The sequence below is a fragment of the Xylanibacter ruminicola Ga6B6 genome, from assembly GCF_000687715.1.
GTDB lineage: Bacteria > Bacteroidota > Bacteroidia > Bacteroidales > Bacteroidaceae > Prevotella > Prevotella ruminicola_B.
The window spans coordinates 14,458-32,329 of the sequence record NZ_JHXD01000023.1 but is presented as its reverse complement, the minus strand read 5'-3'; the positions used below and the strand labels follow the sequence as shown (position 1 = coordinate 32,329).

The window sequence follows — 17,872 nt, the reverse complement described above, 5'->3', positions numbered from 1 at the left end:
TTACTTCTCCAATTCATAATCTTCTGATTTTTTATGTGCATACTGAGCCAGCTCGGCTGCAACCTCAGGATTCTCCTCGTCCTCGAACTTAATCGGACTAATCTTCTCCTGTAGCGTCTGGAAGATAACGAACAGTGTGGGCACAACGAACAGCTGCAGGATAGTACCGATTAACATACCACCTACGGCAGCAGCACCCAACGTCTGGTTACCATTCTTACCAACACCGCTGGCAAACATCATTGGCAGCAGACCGATAACCATGGCCAGTGAGGTCATGAGGATAGGACGCAGACGAGCAGCAGCACCAAGAACAGCCGACCACGTGATGGCCATACCTGTTTGACGGCGCTCGAGTGCGAACTGTACAATCAGAATGGCGTTCTTAGCCAACAGACCAATCAGCATGATGAGTGAGATCTGCATGTAGATATCGTTGGCATGACCAAACAGGTTGGTGAACAAGAAGCAACCAGCCAATCCGAATGGAACAGAGAGTACTACCGACAGTGGCAGGATGTACGACTCGTACTGTGCCGACAGAATGAGGTAGATAAAGATGAAACACAGCAGGAAGATGATACCTGTGGTGTCGGAAGCCTTAGCCTCCTCACGGGTCAGACCTGAATAGTCGTAGGTATAACCACTGGGCAGCATTGTAGCAGCCACCTCGTCGATAGCCTTCAGCGCCTCACCGGTAGAATAGCCATCAGCCACTGTACCTGTTACGTTGATAGAGGTGAACAGGTTGAAGCGGTTGATGTTCAATGGGCCATATACACGCTCCAAGTTACAGAACTCCTTAACAGGCGACATGCCCGAAGGTGTGCGTACATATATACTATTAAGCGACTCGGGAGTCATACGTGTCTCGGGCGAGCCCTGGATCATTACCTTATAGAGCTTACCGAACGAGTTGAAGTTAGAACCATACAGTCCGCCAAAGTATCCCTGCAGGGTGCTGAGCACAGCTGTTGGCGAGATGCCACTCTGCTTACACTTAGCTACATCCACATGAACCATGTACTGAGGATAGCCAGGGTTGTAAGAGGTTTGTGCCGACTGGAACTCAGGACGCTTGTTGAGCTCGGCCAGGAAGTCCTTCACGATACCGAAGAACTTGTTCAGGTCGCCACCGGTACGGTCCTGCATAACCAGCGAGATACCCGAGTTAGCAGAGAAGCCAGGAATCATTGGGGGTGAGAAAGCCAGAATCTGTGCATCCTTGATATGCGCTGTCTTGATAAAGATCTGGGCAATCACACCTGTTGCATCGTAGGGGTTGATGAAGAATCGATAGATACCATCACCCTCCCATAAGCCAGCGAGCTTCCACCAGAATCCCTTCTGACGCTCACCGAATGGCTTCAGCTTGATGATGAATGTACCCTGGTCGGAACCAGCACCTGCGATAAAGTTATAACCCTGCACCATCTCACGGTTCTTAATGGCAGGAATCTGCGACAGGATAGAATCTACCTGCAGCACGACCTCTTTGGTACGAGCCTCGGAAGTGGCAGGAGGCATAGAGATGGTACAGAACAGTGTACCAGTATCCTCATCGGGCACCAGACCGGTCTTGGTGGTAACCAAGGTAACTACCAGGATGGCGATACCAACAACCACGGTACCGATGATAGCCAAAGGCTTGCGCACCAGTTTCTCAAGGATACCACGATATTTATTGGTAGTGGTCTCGAAAGCCACGTTGAACGACTGGTGGAAACGATCCACGCGCGACATCTTCACTTCGTGACCATCCTTATCATGAGGCTTCAGGAACACAGCACACAGGGCTGGCGACAGTGTCAAGGCGTTAACAGCCGAGATGATAATACTGATAGCCATGGTTACACCGAACTCGCGATAGAAGGTACCCGAAGTACCACCGATGAATGATACAGGCACGAACACAGCTGCCATTACCAGAGTAATAGAGATGATAGCGCCCGAGATTTCATTCATGGCATCGATAGAGGCGGTAAGCGACGACTTATAACCCTGATCGAGCTTAGCATGCACAGCCTCGACAACTACGATGGCATCGTCAACCACAATGGCGATGGCCAGCAGCAAGGCTGAGAGTACCAGCAGGTTGATTGAGAATCCCATCACATTCAGGAAGAAGAATGTACCTACCAGTGATACTGGCACGGCAATCAATGGGATGAGTGTAGAACGCATATCCTGCAGGAAGATATATACCACGAAGAACACCAGTGCCAATGTCATGAAGAGGGTGAATACAACCTCCTCGATTGACGCATAAAGGAACTCGGTTACATCGTAGTTGATCTTAACCTCCATACCTGGGGGCATCAGCTTCTGCTGCGATTCAAGCTCGGCCTTTACCTGCTTGGCAATCTCGTTAGCATTCGAACCAGCCACCTGCTGTACCATGGTCATTACCGAAGGTACACCATTGTTCTTCATCGATACCGAGTAGCCTTCACCACCCAGCTCGATCTTAGCCAGATCCTTCAGTTTCAGTGTCTGTCCGTTAGCATCACTCTTAATAATAATGTTACCGAACTCCTCGGCAGTACGGAATCTACCGGTATATCGCATAGAATACTCGTAAGCCACATTTTTAGCCTGCTCACCAAACTTACCAGGAGCAGCCTCGATGTTCTGCTCGGCCAGCGCAGCGGTGATATCCGATGGAATCAGGCTGTGCTGCTTCATTACATCAGGCTTCAGCCATATACGCATGGCGTAGGTCTTAGAGCTGAATCCAGAAGCATCACCCACACCCTCGATACGCTTCAGCGCAGGAACGATGTTGATGGCGTTATAGTTGGTCAGGAACTCATCGTCGTAACGTCCGTCGGAGGTGAGCGAGTACATGATAACCTGTGACGACTGACGCTTTACCACACGCACACCAATCTGAACAACCTCGGAAGGCAGCAGGGCCTGAGCCTGGCTCACACGGTTCTGTACGTTTACGGCACACATATCCGGATTCATACCCTGACGGAACATCACCTGAATCATAGCCGAACCTGGTGATGCTGTTGAGGTAATATAATCCATTCCCTCAACACCGTTGATACTCTCCTCAAGTGGCGTAACCACGGCATTCTTCACCGTCTCGGCATCGGCACCTGGGTAGCTACCCATGACCACGATGTTAGGCGGCGCAATATTCGGATACTGCTCGATAGGAAGCGAGACCAGTCCGATGAAACCCAGCAGCACGATGAGGATAGAGATCACCGTTGACAGTACCGGGCGTTTTATAAAATTCGTAAAAGTCATTATTTCTTAACTCTTAATTCTTAACTCATAATTACTTCATAGCACCAACGATGTCGCCGGCAGTCATAGCCTTAGCCTGCTCGTCGATCTTCTGCTGATAGCGCTCTGGGGTGATGGGCACAATCTCCATACCGTCGGACAGTTTGGTGATACCATTGGTCACATACTTGTCGCCAGTCTTCAATCCACCTGTTACAATGTAGTTCATACCATCGTTCTGTGGAGCAACCTGAATCTCGCTATACTTCACCTTGTTGTCGGCACCCAGCAGGTAAACGAACTTCTTGTTCTGAACCTCGGATACAGCCGACTGTGGGACGATGATGGCCGACGAATTGCTGTGAGGAATCACGATAGCACCTGAGCCACCACTCTTGAGCACGCGCTGAGGATTCTGGAACAGGGCAATCATCTGTACCGAACCGGTAGCAGCGTCGATCACACCACTCATCTTGGTTACAGTACCATCCAGATTATACAAAGTACCATCGGCCAACTTCAGCTTAACTGGTGGGAACTTTGATACGGCAGCGTTCTGACCACCCTCGCCCTTGCTCATCTCGAGGGCATCCTTCTCTGTTACCGAGAAGTAAACCTCCATGGCAGAGTTGTTTGACACGGTAGTGAGCACGTTACCTGTGCTAACCAGTGCACCTACCTTATATGGCAGGGTACCTACTACACCAGCAGCAGGGCTCTTTACATAGCAGAAGCTCAGCATCTCCTTATTCGATGCCAGCAAAGCCTCGGCCTGAGCTACAGTGGCCTTAGCCTGCTCGTACTGGTTGGTGGCCTGCTGCAACTCAAAGTCACCAATCACGCCATTCTCATGCAACTTCTGAGCGTTCTCATAGCTCAACTTGGCTGTATTGAGCGAAGCCTTAGCGGTATTAACGCTGGCCTGCGACTGGCGTACCTGGGCCTGGTAAGTTACGTTATCAATCACAAACAGCACCTGTCCGGCGCTAACTGTCTGACCTTCCTTCACATTAATCTGAGTAATGAATCCAGCTACCTTAGGACTAATCTGTACATCCTGTACACCCTTGATAGTTGCAGGATAAGTGGTCTGAGTTTCAGAACTCTGAGTACCTACAGTTGTTACAGGATACTCGTTGTCGCCAAACTGGGGGCGACCACCGCCACCACCGCATGATGACAAGATCAGCGATGCTGCGGTCATTACCAAAAACATTCTTTTTTTCATACTATCTCTTTGTATCTAATTTAATCCAAACACAATTCAACCCGAAAACTTTGCGCATTACGCGGGGTTTTCGGGTTGCAAAGATACGAAAATTATATCTTACGATATATTCTTCTGAATAAACTTTTAACGTTTATTGCCTATAGTCTATAGAGCAACGCATTTTTTAACATTTAGAATGGGAATACCAAACCAACGTTCAGTGTGCTATGACCATCGTACTGAGTTTTGTAGCAGTACTCGCACTTAAACGAAAGATTGGCATTGAGAGGGTACTCCATACCGCAACCGATGTTCAGGCCCAGCTTAGAATCGCTACCCTCATCGTAGCTCCAACCCATTACGTTCAAACCTGCCAGAGGATAAACGGTAAACTTGCTGTTAGAAATATGGAACAGGTACTCTACATTGATATTGGGGTTCCACATGCTCACGTGATCCTTGTTGAAGTAGTAGTCGAACTGAGCGACACCACGAACATTCTCAGCAAACTCATAGCCAATGTTGGCACCGATACCACAATTGTTAGGTGAGTCGAGCAAGTAATTGAAATGACCGCTGATAGTGGTCTTACCAACTTGTGCATACGATGCCACACTAAGCATCAAAGCACAGATTCCCATTACAATCTTTTTCATAACTTTTGTCTTTTAAGAATTAAATTAATAATACAAAATACACATATATCAAAGTTTGATATAGATCTTCTTTCTATACAGCACGTAGCCGATGGCAAAATTCAGGAGTACAAAGTAAACAGCGTATGCGAACGATGCCCACTTGAGTGGCGCAATCACCGCATGAATGCCATTATATACCATTTCGGATACTTCGATATTTTTCAACAGAATAGCCAACAGTTCGCTCGACACATACAGGGCCAGCGCATTCACACCAAACACGTGGAAGAATGTGGTCCAACCGCTCTTCTTCTGTATGTCGATCACATACATCAGCAGGGCCTGCAGCAGCGAAGCCAAACCGCACGTCATGAGCACGTAGCTGGGACTCCAGATGCGCTTGTTAAGAGGCAGACCATAGCTGAGAAGGTAGCCGCCAATCACACATACTGCACCTACCACAAACAGGGCAATCACCTTCTGTTCAACCGTTTCACGCTTGCGAATCAGCATGCCACAATAGAAGCCCAACAGTACATGGGCTACCGATGAGATGGTACCCACCAAGCCCTCGGGGTCAACCGGACTTTTATGATAGATATGATCGTAGCCAAACAACTTTAAGTCGGCTTGCGCCAAAAAGTTCACGTTAGCATCCTCGGCATAGCCATTACCCAGAATCAGGATGGCGGTATAGATGGCTAACAAACCACCAATCACGGGCAGGGTGTACTTATGGTTACAGAACAGCGCAAACAGCGACACGATACCATAGCACAAGGCAATACGCTGCATTACCGCCCAGATGCGCAGATGACCAAAACACAGCAGGTCGCCCTCGATGGCATGGTCGAACCAGTTGATAAACAAGCCGATAGCAAACAGCAGCACCGTACGCTTAACAATGCGACGGATGACCTGTGGGGTTGGCTTGAACTCCGACTTTACCAGCGAGAGATAGCACGAGATACCCATGATAAACAGGAAGAAGGGAAACACCAGGTCGCAGGGGGTCATACCGTTCCACTTAGAGTGGCGCAACATCTCGAAGCTCTCGCCCCAGCCGTTGTTCACCAATATCATGCCTGCCACGGTAATGCCGCGCAGTATGTCGAGACTTAATAATCGCTTACTTTCCATTGCCCATTGAACATTGACCATTGAACATAAAATCTATCACCTCTTTGGCTACATCTACGGGTGAACCTTCGGGGGCTGCTGAGTATGGTGTCTGATCCAACGTCCAGGGCTCTTCCATGGCGTAGTAGTCGAGCTTTACCTCCTGAGGCAATGCCATAGCAAACAGCTCGGCAGCAGTCTTAGTAGCATTCGGACCGCCACCCAACAACTCGGGCTGTGGGGCAGTCTGAGCCTTCATCTGGGCTGCCAGGGCATCGAAGTACGACTTCCAACGTACATAGTAGAAGTCCTTCAGCAGTCCCTGCCACTCCTTATGGGCATAGTCGCGCAAACCACCTGTATCGGCACAGTAACGGTTACCCCAGGTAGTAATCTGTACGCGCGCGTTCCATTCATATAGTTTTTTCTCCTCGGCGGTGTTTCCGGCATTCACGGCATCCTGAGTCCAATGACCAACACGGAACTCGGTGCGGGTGCCCAGCAGCTTATCCTGCAGAAGCAGCATCTTTAAGAAACGGTCGGCATCGCGATCGAACTGCTTACGACTGAAAGCCTTGTAATCGGCAATGGTCTTCTGGTACTGCAAGCGTGCCTGATCGGCCAGAGCCTGACGGGTGATATCCACCAGATCGTATTCAAAATTCTCTCTTCCTGAGAGCGGCATAGCCGAGCGGTCATTACCACAATATTTCTCGGCCACGCTGTTCATCAGCTTGGCTGCCTCCTTGGTCATCGCCGGGTCGTAGTAGTTCTTCATCTTCGACCAGCTTGATGCCTGGAAGTTGTTGAGTGTGGGACGTCCGCAGAAGATGCTCTCGTGAGGGCCCTGCTGGTTGTTGCCTGCAGGACAGTTGTAGATACTCTTGGCCAGAACAAGCCAAGCCTTCTCGATAGCCTCATCCTCTACGCCATAGCGTGCCTTCACATAGTTCTTAACCCACTGCTCCTTGGTAAACTTCTCGGGGCGCCAAGGCAGCTCGCTCATCAACTCGAACATCACAGGATTGTTCTCCGAACCCTCCATGGTGAAGCCGATGCCCTTGCAATTTTTCTTCGAAGAATAAAAATTGCTAAGCAACTGATCCATACGTCCGTGCAAACCTACGTTAGCACCGAAGTTCTCGAGCAGACAGAACAGCCACTGGTGCTGCTTGTAACCCTGCTCACGCTTCCAGATGCTGGGGATACCGAACATGGGGCGACACTCCGAGAAGAGGTCGAGCACCAGCAGGTCGCCAGTCTTCATATCGTCCACCATGGCCTCGCGAGGATTCTCGGTCCAACCCTGAATCACCCAAACGGCCTTGGGATTAACACGCTTCATGGCCTGCATCATGGCCTGACCGGCTTTAGCATAATCGATATTTGGATCGTCGTTACTCTCGTGGAAGGGGTCCATCGAATAGTAATCGGCCTTACCAAACAGTTTGGTGAGCTCATTATAATATAAGGTGGCGATTTCGGAGAATCGCGCATCGGTAGGCAACAGGTTGGCAGGGCGCTGGAAACCATTCCACAGACCTGCATCGGCCACGTTCAAGCCCAACTTCTCCTTAGCGTCGTGGGGCACCATACCGCAATAGCCTGGCAGTACGGGGTGCATCCCCAACTGCTTCATGCGAGCCAGGATCTGCTTCTGCAGCTTTTCCTGACGAGCATACCACGAGGTAGGCAGTGGTCCACCCCACCCTTCGAGGTTGTTCATCTCCCACCAAGCCAAGAAGGCTGGACCAGCGATAAACTCGCCCACCTCTTTCTCGGTATAGCCTAACTTCAGCAGCATATTGCGCCATACACACTCCTCGCCAACAATAGCCAGTGGCATGTTGATGCCGTGAAGTGCCATCCAGTCGATTTCCTTTTCCCAGCGTTTCCAATCCCAGAAAGCCATCGAATAGCTGAAGGTGCAGTAGTTGAAATCGTAACGCAGCGACAAATCGGTTTCGCGGCGTTCCTTCTTGGTTACTGCAGGCAGCTTGGCAGGCAGTTTGGCCTGCATCTGGTTCCACGAGAGGTGTACACCGGCATAATATTTCAGATACCAGTTAAGTCCTGAGGCGATGTTTACCCACGAGTTACCGCGGATAACCACCTTATTGCCAGCCTGGTCGAGCTCAAAGAAGTCCCTATCGCTCTTTACCAGCTGTGTTTTAAACTTGACCGAAGCGCCCTTGTCGATTCTTTCCAGCAAATCATCTACAGGATTTGCCCACATCTGCATAGACAGCAGAATTCCGATAATAGTTAGTAGTTTCCTCATATCACTTAATTAGTGTCATTTCCTTTGCTTTTGCCATTAACAAGGCCATGAGCGGTTCGCGCTCATTCTCCACCTTATTATCTAATACAGCATCCTTCAGATACTGCTTGAGCACACCTACCTCGCGGCAGGGCTGCAGATGGAACATCTCCATAATCTCGTTACCATCAATCACAGGCTGCAACAGGCGCACGTAGTCCTTCTCCTTCAAGTCGGTCAACTTTTCGCGTACCATGCGGAAATTCTCAAGGAACATTTTTTTGCGCACCTCGTTCTTCGAGGTGATATCAGCCTCGCACAGGGTCATCAGGTCCTCAATATCCTCGCCCGCATCGTTCATCAGTCGACGAACAGCCGAATCGGTCACAATCTCATCGGCAATCACGATGGGACGCATGTGCATATCCACCAACTTCTGCACGTACTTCATCTTCATGTCGAGTGGCAACATGAGGCGACGGAATATCTGAGGCACCATCTTGGCACCTATCAAATTATGATTGTGGAAGGTCCAGCCGATGGCTGCATCCCAACGTTTCGACTTGGTTTTACCCACATCGTGCAACAGGGCTGCCCAACGCAACCACAGGTTGTCGGAGTGCTGGGCCACATTATCCAGCACCTCGAGGGTGTGATAGAAGTTATTCTTGTGTGCACGACCGTTCTTCTGCTCTACGATATCGAGTGCCGACAGTTCGGGCAGAATGATATTGAGCAGACCGCAACGCTGCAAATCTACAAAGCCACGCGATGGTGTCTTAGAAAGAATAATCTTGTTAAGCTCGTCCTTGATACGCTCGCCGCTCACAATCTTGATTCTGTCGGCCATGCGCTCCAGGGCCACAAAGGTTTCCTCCTCAATCTGGAAGTTAAGCTGTGTGGCAAAACGGATGCATCGCATCATGCGCAAGGGGTCGTCGCTAAAGGTGATGCCTGGCTCCAACGGGGTAGCAATGATACCATCCTCCAAGTCGGCCAAACCATTAAACGGGTCGACCAGCTCGCCAAAGCGATCCTTGTTCAAGCAGATGGCCATGGCATTGATAGTAAAATCGCGACGGTTCTGATCGTCCTCCAACGTTCCGTTTTCGACAATAGGTTTACGGGAGTCGTGACTGTAGCTCTCCTTACGAGCTCCCACAAACTCCACCTCGTATTCGGTACCCTTCTGCCAGAATTTCACCTGGGCTGTACCAAAGTTCTTAAATACGCTAAGATGTGCTTTCTTGCCTACGATGCGCTTGAGTTCCTCGGCCACCTTGATGCCGCTGCCAACTACCACCACATCGATATCGTTAGACGGACGTTCCAGGAATATGTCGCGTACATATCCGCCCACCACATAGCACTCCAGACCCAATCGATCTGCAGCCTCGCTGATTTGGTGGAAGATGTCCTGATTTAATATCTCTGCTAATTCCTCGTCGCTATATAAATTCATTATATATACCTTTTTAGGTTGCAAAGATACGGATTTTTTTCCTTTCCACCAATTATTTTAGCATTAATAAATAAAATAATCCTTGTTTGTCTTCTTTTTAATATTTTCTTTAATACTGCTGTATAACGGATCGTATTTGGCATTAGGCTTATTAATGGTAAAGCCCTTTACCTTTATAATATAGTTCTCAACACTATCGGCCGACATCTGATCGAGATGCAACGACTCATTATAAAACGCCTCCATTTCCGGCAACGAGTTTTGCGTCAACAGAGGTTTCTCTCCGTAGTAAGCTAGTCCAAGAAGCAGGACCGCAGCAACTATCAACAACAGCTTTTTCATTTGCGTATAGTTTTTTAAGTGGTGCAAAGATAAGTATTAATATTTAAACCGCCAAACATTTTTTTGCAAAATTACGTATTTTGATATCAATTTGCCACTTTTATTTTGTCATATCAGTCAAAAACGCTACCTTTGCGCCAAGAAATCAGTTACATTGCCAATGGAACCAATTAACGACTTTTTTTCGCTGATGAGTTCATTCCTCTGGGGATGGCCTATGATAGTGCTGCTGCTTGGTACGCACTTGTTCCTGACGTTCAGGTTACGCATACCACAGCGCAAACTGTTTACAGGCATCAAGCTATCCGTAAAGAAAGACTCAAAGGCCGAAGGCGACGTGAGTCAGTTCGGAGCCTTAGCCACCGCACTGGCAGCCACCATTGGTACAGGTAACATTGTAGGTGTGGCCACTGCCGTAGCCCTGGGCGGCCCAGGTGCTGTACTGTGGTGCTGGTTGACTGGTCTCTTCGGCATGTCGACGAAATATGCCGAGGGACTGCTAGCCGTAAAATACCGTGTTAAAACAGCCGACGGCAGAATGCTTGGCGGTCCGATGTACGCCTTGGAGCGTGGTTTGGGTATGAAGTGGTTAGGCATTCTGTTTGCCATTTTTACAGCTTTGGCCTCGTTTGGTATCGGCTGTACCGTGCAGGCCAACTCAATCGCCCTGCTGGCACACGAAACCTTCGGAGTACCTGCCTGGATTATAGGTTTAACCGTTTGTCTGCTCACCGCTTTGGTTATCTTAGGCGGTGTAAAAGCCATTGCCAAAGTGTGCACAGTATTGGTTCCCTTCATGGCACTGCTGTATGTACTGGGCTGCATCGCCATTCTTTGTATTAACAACAGTTACGTGTGGCCTGCCATCCAACTGATTATCAACTCGGCTTTCAACCCATCGGCAGCAGGTGGCGGATTTGTGGGTGCCACAGTGATGATGGCCGCCCGCTATGGTATTGCCCGTGGTTTATTCAGTAACGAGAGCGGACTGGGTAGCGCCCCCATCGTGGCAGCTGCCGCCCAGACACGCAACCCCGTGCGACAGGCCTTGGTGTCGAGCACAGCCACCTTCTGGGACACCGTAGTAATCTGTGCCCTCACCGGACTGGTATTGGTAAGCAGCATCCTGGCCTACCCCGACATTACCTATGCCGACGGCGCAGCACTTACCAAGGTAGCCTTCTCGAAAATCCCCTACGTGGGTGCACCCTTGTTGGCATTCGGTATCCTGACATTTGCCTTCAGCACCATCATTGGCTGGAGCTACTATGGCGAGAGTGCCGTAAACTATCTTGAAGGCAGAAGAACCAACCGTTTCTACCGCATTCTGTTTATCGTATCCCTCTTCTTCGGCTCTATCATCAATCTGGATATTATCTGGAATATTGCCGACTGCATGAATGCACTGATGGCGATACCTAACCTGATAGCCCTGCTACTGCTGAGCGGTGTGGCAGCCCAGGAAACCAAGAAATACCTGTGGAGCAACCGTCTGGACGATGAGATGGAAGAGGTGATTAGTGAATAGTGATTAGTGAATAGTGAATAACTAATAAACAAAAGGTATGAGAAAAAACATTTTAATGCTGGCCGTAGCTATGATTGCGGCAATGTGTGTAACCACGTCGTGCGGAAGCAAAGCCCAGAAACAGGACGAGACGCAGGCTGGGCAAGTGAACAACTTCCGCATTAAGCGCGGTACCAACATCAGTCACTGGCTGTCGCAGAGCGAGCAGCGTGGCGAGGCCCGTCGCCTGCACATTCAGGAGGACGACTTTGCACGTCTGGAGGAGTTAGGATTCGACTTTGTACGTATTCCCATCGACGAGGTACAGTTCTGGGACGAGGACGGCAAGCAGCTGCCCGAGGCTTGGGGATTGCTGAACAATGCACTCGACTGGGCTAAGAAGCACAACCTGCGCGCCATTGTGGATCTGCACATTATCCGCTCACACTACTTTAACGCAGCAAACGAGGACGATAAGGCCGCTAACACACTGTTTACCTCAGAGGAGTCGCAGCAGGGACTGATTAACCTGTGGAAGCAGCTATCGGACACCTTGAAGAACCGCAGCACCGACTGGGTAGCCTACGAGTTCATGAACGAGCCTGTAGCACCCGAGCACGAGCAGTGGAACCAGCTGGTTGCCAAAGTACACAAGGCCCTGCGCGAACTGGAGCCACAGCGTACACTGGTTATTGGTAGTAACATGTGGCAGGGACACGAGACCATGAAGTATCTGAAGGTGCCCGAGGGCGACAAGAACATCATTCTGAGTTTCCACTACTACAACCCCATGATTCTGACACACTACGGTGCTTGGTGGACACCTCTTGGCAAGTACCAAGGCAAGGTGAACTATCCTGGTGTGCTGGTATCGAAGGAGGATTACGAGGCTGCTCCTGCTGAGATTAAGGACCAGCTGAAGCCTTATACCGAGCAGGTTTGGGACATCAACACCATCCGTGCCCAGTTCAAGGACGCCATCGAGGCTGCCAAGAAAAACGACCTGCAGCTGTTCTGCGGTGAGTGGGGTGTTTACGAGCCAGTGGACCGTGAGTTGGCTTACAACTGGACACGCGATATGCTGACCGTATTCGACGAGTACAACATTGCCTGGACAACCTGGTGCTACGATGCCGACTTTGGTTTCTGGGATCAACAGCGCCACACCTTCAAGGACCGTCCATTGGTTGAGTTGCTGATGAGTGGCAAAAAACTGGGAGACGAATGAAGAAAGTAATACTGCCTTTATTGGCGATACTGATACTAACGGCTTGTGGCGAGACGAAGACCCGACAGGAAATCAATCGCCGCAAGGCCGCTTTGGTTGAGAAACAGGAAACCGAGTTGAAGAAAGCGCAGGCCGAGTTATGGAAGACCGACAGCTTGCTGCAGTTAACCAATCAAAAATTGGATGCGTTGACCAAGGAGGTAGAGGCGCACAAGCAGGCGCTGAAGGCTACCCCCGAGGAGCTGACCGCCCTGACACAACTGCGCGTAAAACGCGATTCGATCCGTACCCAATACGAAGCCTTGGGGCTGAAAATTAGGTACATACACAAGAAACAAAATAAAGAGTGAATAGTGATAAGTGAATAGTGAATAGTGGAAGGCTGTTAGTGTATACATTGTTAATAAATGTAGAAGAAAAAGCAACTTTTCACTATTCACTATTCGTTATTCACTAAAAATTGCTACCTTTGCACCCGATATGACCCAATTTGAAAAGACAAACGCTCAGTTTGAGCAGGCTCTGGCAGAATGCAGAGCACTGTTCGAGAAGAAGCTGCACGACTACAAAGCGTCGTGGCGCATCCTGCGTCCCACGGCATTAACCGATCAGTTGTTTATCAAAGCCAAGCGCATCCGCTCGCTCGAGATTAAGAAAGAATCACTGGTGGGCGAAGGCATACGTCCGGAGTTTATCGCACTGATTAACTACGGCATCGTAGGTCTTATCCAGCTGGCTAAGGGATTTGCTGATACGGTTGACATCAGCAACAGCGAGGCCATGGCGCTCTACGACGAGCATGCCAAGGAGGCCTTGGAACTGATGAAGCGTAAGAACCACGACTACGACGAGGCGTGGCGCGGCATGAGGGTTAGTAGCTATACCGACCTGATTCTGACAAAAATTGAACGTATCAAGGAGATCGAGAACTTGCAGGGCGAGACACTCGTGAGCGAGGGCATCGATGCCAATTATATGGATATCATTAACTATGCGGTCTTTGGAGTAATTAAATTATCGGAGGACGACGATAACGCCACAGCATGAAGAAAGCTGCCGTTAACATCTGCCGAATAGTGCTGGCACTGACGTTTATCTTCTCAGGATTCGTCAAAGCCGTCGACCCACTGGGAACACAGTACAAGATACAGGACTACCTGGTGGCAATCGGATTAGGGCGCATGATGCCCGACTTTACCACGCTGGCCTCATCGGTACTGTTGGCAGCCACCGAATTCTTCTTAGGCATCTGTCTGCTGTTTGCCATCAGGCGTCGCATTGTGTCGAAGCTGGTGCTGGTCATCATGGCCGTGATGACACCGCTCACACTCTGGCTGGCCTTGAGCAACCCCATACACGATTGCGGTTGTTTTGGCGATGCGCTGGTGCTTACCAACTGGCAAACGCTGTGGAAGAACGTGATACTGCTGGGCGCAGCCATCGTGGTATGGAAATGGCCATTGGAGCAGGCACGACTCATCAGTCAGAGCAATCAGTGGATAGTGATGAACTACAGCTTGGTGTTCATTCTGCTGTTTATCTCGGGCAAGAGTCTGTACACCCTACCCCAGTTCGATTTCCGTCCCTACCACATTGGGGCCGACATACGCGAGGGTTGGACAAAGATGATGGAAGGCGAGGATTCGCCCTACACCGATTTGTTTATCGAGCAGGTGAGCGATGGCGAGGACCTGACGGAGCAGATACTTACCGACGAGGGTTACACCTTTCTGTTGGTTGCCCCGCATCTGGAACAGGCCGACGACTCACGATTGGACGAAATCAACCAGATGTACGAGTACAGTCTGGATAACGGTTATCCGTTCTATTGCCTGACAGCCAGTGGCGAGAAAGCCATCGAGAGCTGGCGCGACCTGACAGGTGCCGAATACGCTTTCTGCCAGACCGACGACATCACGCTGAAAACGATGATTCGCTCGAACCCTGGACTGCTGTTGCTCAAGGATGGTAAGGTGATACGCAAGTGGAGCCACAACAACCTGCCCACCGAGGAGGAGTTGACCACCAAGCTTGAAGACAGCGAGTTAGGCCAGTTGCCCACCGAGACCGTAACCACCAAGATACTGTGGGTATTAACGTGGTTTGTACTACCGCTGGTACTCCTGACTATTGCCGACCGCCTCTGGGCTTGGACCAAGTGGGTGAGACGAGAAAAGACTGAGGATAGTGACAGTGAATAGTGATTAGTGAATAGTGAAATAGTTTTTTATACATTATAAAATTTTAGTAGAATTATGAGAAAGAAAATTGTAGCAGGAAACTGGAAGATGAACATGAATCTCCAGGATGGTATCGCTCTTGCAAAGGAGCTGAACGAGACTCTGAAGGCTGACAAGCCAAACTGTGGTGTAGTAATCTGCACTCCATTCATCCACCTCGCATCTATCGCACAGTTCCTCGACCAGGACATCATCGGTCTGGGTGCTGAGAACTGCGCCGACAAGGAGAAGGGTGCTTTCACTGGTGAGGTTAGCGCCGAGATGGTAAAGAGCACAGGTGCTCAGTACGTTATCCTGGGTCACTCAGAGCGTCGTGAGTACTACAAGGAGACTCCAGAGATCCTGAAGGAGAAGGTGCTTCTGGCTCAGAAGAACGATCTGAAGGTTATCTTCTGTATCGGTGAGTCACTCGAGGAGCGCGAGGCTGGCAAGCAGAACGAGGTTGTTAAGGCCGAGCTCGAGGGTTCAGTATTCAACCTCTCTGAGGAGGACTTCCGTAAGATTGTTATCGCCTACGAGCCAATCTGGGCTATCGGTACTGGTAAGACCGCTACTGCTGAGCAGGCTGAGGAGATCCACGCTTACATCCGTTCAATCATCGCCGAGAAGTATGGTCAGGCAGTAGCTGACGACACTACTATCCTTTACGGTGGTAGCTGCAAGGCTAGCAACGCTCCTGAGCTGTTTGCTAAGCCCGACATCGATGGTGGTCTGATTGGTGGTGCTTCACTGAAGGCTGCCGACTTCAAGGGTATTATCGACGCTTGGAAGAAGTAATCGCAGTGAAACGATTAATGACTATAATGACGCTTTGCATCGGCTGCTTTATGGTGGCCGATGCTCAGTCGTCGTTTACCCAGAGGCTGCAACAGAGCAAGAGCGGCGAAGGCAAGATAACCCTTACGCAGACTAAGGCCATCGACGAGTTGGTTAACGGTCCGGCTACTACTGCGGCTACCACAGGTACCACACCTGTAACCCCCAAGAACACTCAGAAACAAACAGAGAAGAAAGAAAACAATACTGCTACAAACACAAATCAGGATAAGGAAACAAAGCCGAAGGTACAGCCCGTAGTGGTTGAACACAACGACACCGTGAGCCTTGACAACCCCGAGGAAATCCAGAAAAAGATTATGAAGGGTACCAAGGTGCCAGGCTATCGCGTACAGGTGTATGCAGGCGGCAACTCACGTAACGACCGTATCAAGGCTGAAAGAATAGGCAGCGAGATCAAGGGACTGTTCCCCGGCGTACCTGTCTATGTACATTTCTACTCACCACGATGGATTTGCCGCATGGGCAACTATCGTACCTACGAGGAGGCACACGAGGTGCTGGAGCGTGTAAAGCGCAACGGCTATCAGTCGGCCATCATCGTAAAAGGTAAAATCACCGTACAATATCAATAATGAATATAGAGATTAAGGAATACGACAACGAGAAATATCGCGAGGGAATCGAGGAATTAGCCGACCACTACGAGAAGATACTCGGCCTTTTGGGCGAGGATCCAACCCGTGAGGGTCTGGAGAAGACCCCTATGCGCGTGGCCAAAGCCATGCAGGTGCTGACCAAAGGCTACACAATGGATGCCCACAAGATTCTGACCGACGCCCTGTTTAAAGAGGACTACAACCAGATGGTGATTGTGAAGGACATCGACTTTTTCTCGCTGTGCGAGCACCACATGCTACCATTCTACGGTAAGGCACACGTGGCTTACATCCCTAACGGCTACATCACCGGACTGTCGAAGATAGCCCGCGTAGTGGATATCTTTGCCCACCGTCTGCAGGTTCAGGAGCGCATGACGCAGCAGATTAAGGACTGCATTGAACAAACCCTGCACCCCTTAGGCGTGATGGTGGTGATCGAGGCCAAGCACATGTGCATGCAGATGCGCGGTGTGGAGAAACAGAATAGCATTACTACAACAAGCGACTTCAGCGGTGCCTTTAATCAGGCTAAGACCCGCCAGGAGTTTATGAACCTCATACACAATAATCAAATCTAAAACTAAAAAGGTATGTATCAAGCTGACATTGACAACAACACCAATTACAAAACCAACGAGTCGTTTACCCAGGAGTTTACCCGTAGCTGTCTGGGCCGCATACTCATCTTCGGCGTCATCCTTCTGGTAGGTATGCTGGTAGCCTACTTTACCGCTCCAACCGAGGCAGACATGAACGAGGAGATGAACGATAACCTGATGCAGTGTCTGGAGGTTAACGACGGCGTTAAGGGTGATGTAGTGGATGACTATGTGCACAACTTGACATTTATCTTTACCACAGCCGATACAACAGTGATACCCGAGGATGTACTGCAGACTTACCACAAGTACAACCGTCTGGTATCGTACCGTCATACATTCTATTCAACCTCTTACATCCACAACAACATGCACCCAGAGGGAACTCGCGTGGGTGTGGGAATTTTCGGTCTGATTATTCCTACGGCTTACTTCGGGGATATCTTGTTAGAGGTTGGTCCTATCCACAAAGGCTATGAGCAGAAGCTGAATCAGCAGGTAATTGGTCAGCCCGAGGAGTTGGATTTGGGCAAAACGCCTGAAATCACCGAGTTCCACTACAAGCGCAATCCGGAAGACTAATCTCAC

At 49.8% G+C, this 17,872-nt stretch carries 14 protein-coding genes and 2 pseudogenes; 8 read left to right on the top strand and 8 right to left on the bottom strand.

What is annotated here, in order from left to right:
* The 8 genes and pseudogenes from T500_RS0112365 to T500_RS0112335 form a co-directional block, all read right to left on the bottom strand.
* Entirely contained in the window at positions 1-3,261 is a 3,261-nt protein-coding gene (locus T500_RS0112365) for an efflux RND transporter permease subunit (protein ID WP_028908372.1), read from the bottom strand.
* Between the two features lie 31 nt (positions 3,262-3,292).
* Complete coding sequence (locus tag T500_RS0112360; protein WP_028908371.1) at positions 3,293-4,468, bottom strand: efflux RND transporter periplasmic adaptor subunit; 1,176 nt, start codon at positions 4,466-4,468, stop codon at positions 3,293-3,295.
* Positions 4,469-4,641: 173 nt separating this feature from the next.
* Positions 4,642-5,106, bottom strand: coding sequence for an outer membrane protein (locus T500_RS0112355; RefSeq protein ID WP_028908370.1), 465 nt, complete (start codon positions 5,104-5,106; stop codon positions 4,642-4,644).
* Positions 5,107-5,154: 48 nt separating this feature from the next.
* On the bottom strand, positions 5,155-6,228 hold the full coding sequence (locus T500_RS0112350) for an acyltransferase family protein (RefSeq protein ID WP_028908369.1): 1,074 nt from the start codon (positions 6,226-6,228) through the stop codon (positions 5,155-5,157).
* Positions 6,218-8,164 (bottom strand): alpha-N-acetylglucosaminidase, encoded by a 1,947-nt coding sequence (locus tag T500_RS0112345; RefSeq protein ID WP_410543884.1) that lies wholly within the window; start codon positions 8,162-8,164, stop codon positions 6,218-6,220. The genes T500_RS0112350 and T500_RS0112345 overlap by 11 nt, the downstream gene beginning before the upstream one ends.
* Positions 8,165-8,206: 42 nt before the next feature.
* Positions 8,207-8,443: pseudogene (locus tag T500_RS17515) on the bottom strand (alpha-N-acetylglucosaminidase N-terminal domain-containing protein); the annotation flags it as partial.
* Between the two features lie 46 nt (positions 8,444-8,489).
* A complete protein-coding gene (locus T500_RS0112340) occupies positions 8,490-9,929 on the bottom strand; it encodes a CCA tRNA nucleotidyltransferase (protein WP_028908367.1) in 1,440 nt (479 codons plus the stop codon).
* Between the two features lie 63 nt (positions 9,930-9,992).
* A complete protein-coding gene (locus tag T500_RS0112335) occupies positions 9,993-10,271 on the bottom strand; it encodes a hypothetical protein (RefSeq protein ID WP_013063461.1) in 279 nt (92 codons plus the stop codon).
* Positions 10,272-10,431: 160 nt separating this feature from the next.
* On the opposite strand from T500_RS0112335, the gene T500_RS0112330 reads away from it, so the two are divergent.
* The 8 genes and pseudogenes from T500_RS0112330 (at position 10,432) to T500_RS0112290 (ending at position 17,866) form a co-directional block, all read left to right on the top strand.
* The gene (locus tag T500_RS0112330; protein ID WP_028908366.1) at positions 10,432-11,799 is read left to right on the top strand and encodes an alanine/glycine:cation symporter family protein; all 1,368 of its coding nucleotides are present in this window, start codon (positions 10,432-10,434) and stop codon (positions 11,797-11,799) included.
* A gap of 37 nt (positions 11,800-11,836) precedes the next feature.
* Positions 11,837-13,006, top strand: coding sequence for a glycoside hydrolase family 5 protein (locus T500_RS0112325; protein ID WP_080694888.1), 1,170 nt, complete (start codon positions 11,837-11,839; stop codon positions 13,004-13,006).
* Positions 13,003-13,356 (top strand): hypothetical protein, encoded by a 354-nt coding sequence (locus T500_RS0112320; RefSeq protein WP_028908364.1) that lies wholly within the window; start codon positions 13,003-13,005, stop codon positions 13,354-13,356. Before T500_RS0112325 ends, T500_RS0112320 begins: the two co-directional genes overlap by 4 nt.
* Before the next feature lie 130 nt (positions 13,357-13,486).
* Entirely contained in the window at positions 13,487-14,053 is a 567-nt protein-coding gene (locus T500_RS0112315; RefSeq protein ID WP_013063675.1) for a DUF1599 domain-containing protein, read from the top strand.
* A pseudogene (tpiA, locus tag T500_RS17020) lies at positions 14,050-16,023 on the top strand (triose-phosphate isomerase). Before T500_RS0112315 ends, tpiA begins: the two are co-directional and overlap by 4 nt.
* A 17-nt stretch (positions 16,024-16,040) precedes the next feature.
* Positions 16,041-16,658 (top strand): SPOR domain-containing protein, encoded by a 618-nt coding sequence (locus T500_RS0112300; protein WP_080694887.1) that lies wholly within the window; start codon positions 16,041-16,043, stop codon positions 16,656-16,658.
* Positions 16,658-17,263 carry a GTP cyclohydrolase I FolE gene (folE, locus tag T500_RS0112295; protein WP_028908361.1) on the top strand — a complete coding sequence of 202 codons (606 nt, stop codon included), beginning with the start codon at positions 16,658-16,660 and terminating at the stop codon, positions 17,261-17,263. Before T500_RS0112300 ends, folE begins: the two co-directional genes overlap by 1 nt.
* Before the next feature lie 12 nt (positions 17,264-17,275).
* A complete protein-coding gene (locus T500_RS0112290; RefSeq protein WP_028908360.1) occupies positions 17,276-17,866 on the top strand; it encodes a hypothetical protein in 591 nt (196 codons plus the stop codon).
* Positions 17,867-17,872 lie beyond the last annotated feature (6 nt).

What these genes read in the sequence shown, in the direction of transcription:
- T500_RS0112365 (WP_028908372.1), bottom strand. Translation starts at nt 3,261, where the DNA reads ATGACTTTTACGAATTTTATAAAACGCCCGGTACTGTCAACGGTGATC.
- T500_RS0112360 (WP_028908371.1), bottom strand. Translation starts at nt 4,468, where the DNA reads ATGAAAAAAAGAATGTTTTTGGTAATGACCGCAGCATCGCTGATCTTG.
- T500_RS0112355 (WP_028908370.1), bottom strand. Translation starts at nt 5,106, where the DNA reads ATGAAAAAGATTGTAATGGGAATCTGTGCTTTGATGCTTAGTGTGGCA.
- T500_RS0112350 (WP_028908369.1), bottom strand. Translation starts at nt 6,228, where the DNA reads ATGGAAAGTAAGCGATTATTAAGTCTCGACATACTGCGCGGCATTACC.
- T500_RS0112340 (WP_028908367.1), bottom strand. Translation starts at nt 9,929, where the DNA reads ATGAATTTATATAGCGACGAGGAATTAGCAGAGATATTAAATCAGGAC.
- T500_RS0112335 (WP_013063461.1), bottom strand. Translation starts at nt 10,271, where the DNA reads ATGAAAAAGCTGTTGTTGATAGTTGCTGCGGTCCTGCTTCTTGGACTA.
- T500_RS0112330 (WP_028908366.1), top strand. Translation starts at nt 10,432, where the DNA reads ATGGAACCAATTAACGACTTTTTTTCGCTGATGAGTTCATTCCTCTGG.
- T500_RS0112325 (WP_080694888.1), top strand. Translation starts at nt 11,837, where the DNA reads ATGAGAAAAAACATTTTAATGCTGGCCGTAGCTATGATTGCGGCAATG.
- T500_RS0112320 (WP_028908364.1), top strand. Translation starts at nt 13,003, where the DNA reads ATGAAGAAAGTAATACTGCCTTTATTGGCGATACTGATACTAACGGCT.
- T500_RS0112315 (WP_013063675.1), top strand. Translation starts at nt 13,487, where the DNA reads ATGACCCAATTTGAAAAGACAAACGCTCAGTTTGAGCAGGCTCTGGCA.
- T500_RS0112300 (WP_080694887.1), top strand. Translation starts at nt 16,041, where the DNA reads ATGACTATAATGACGCTTTGCATCGGCTGCTTTATGGTGGCCGATGCT.
- folE (WP_028908361.1), top strand. Translation starts at nt 16,658, where the DNA reads ATGAATATAGAGATTAAGGAATACGACAACGAGAAATATCGCGAGGGA.
- T500_RS0112290 (WP_028908360.1), top strand. Translation starts at nt 17,276, where the DNA reads ATGTATCAAGCTGACATTGACAACAACACCAATTACAAAACCAACGAG.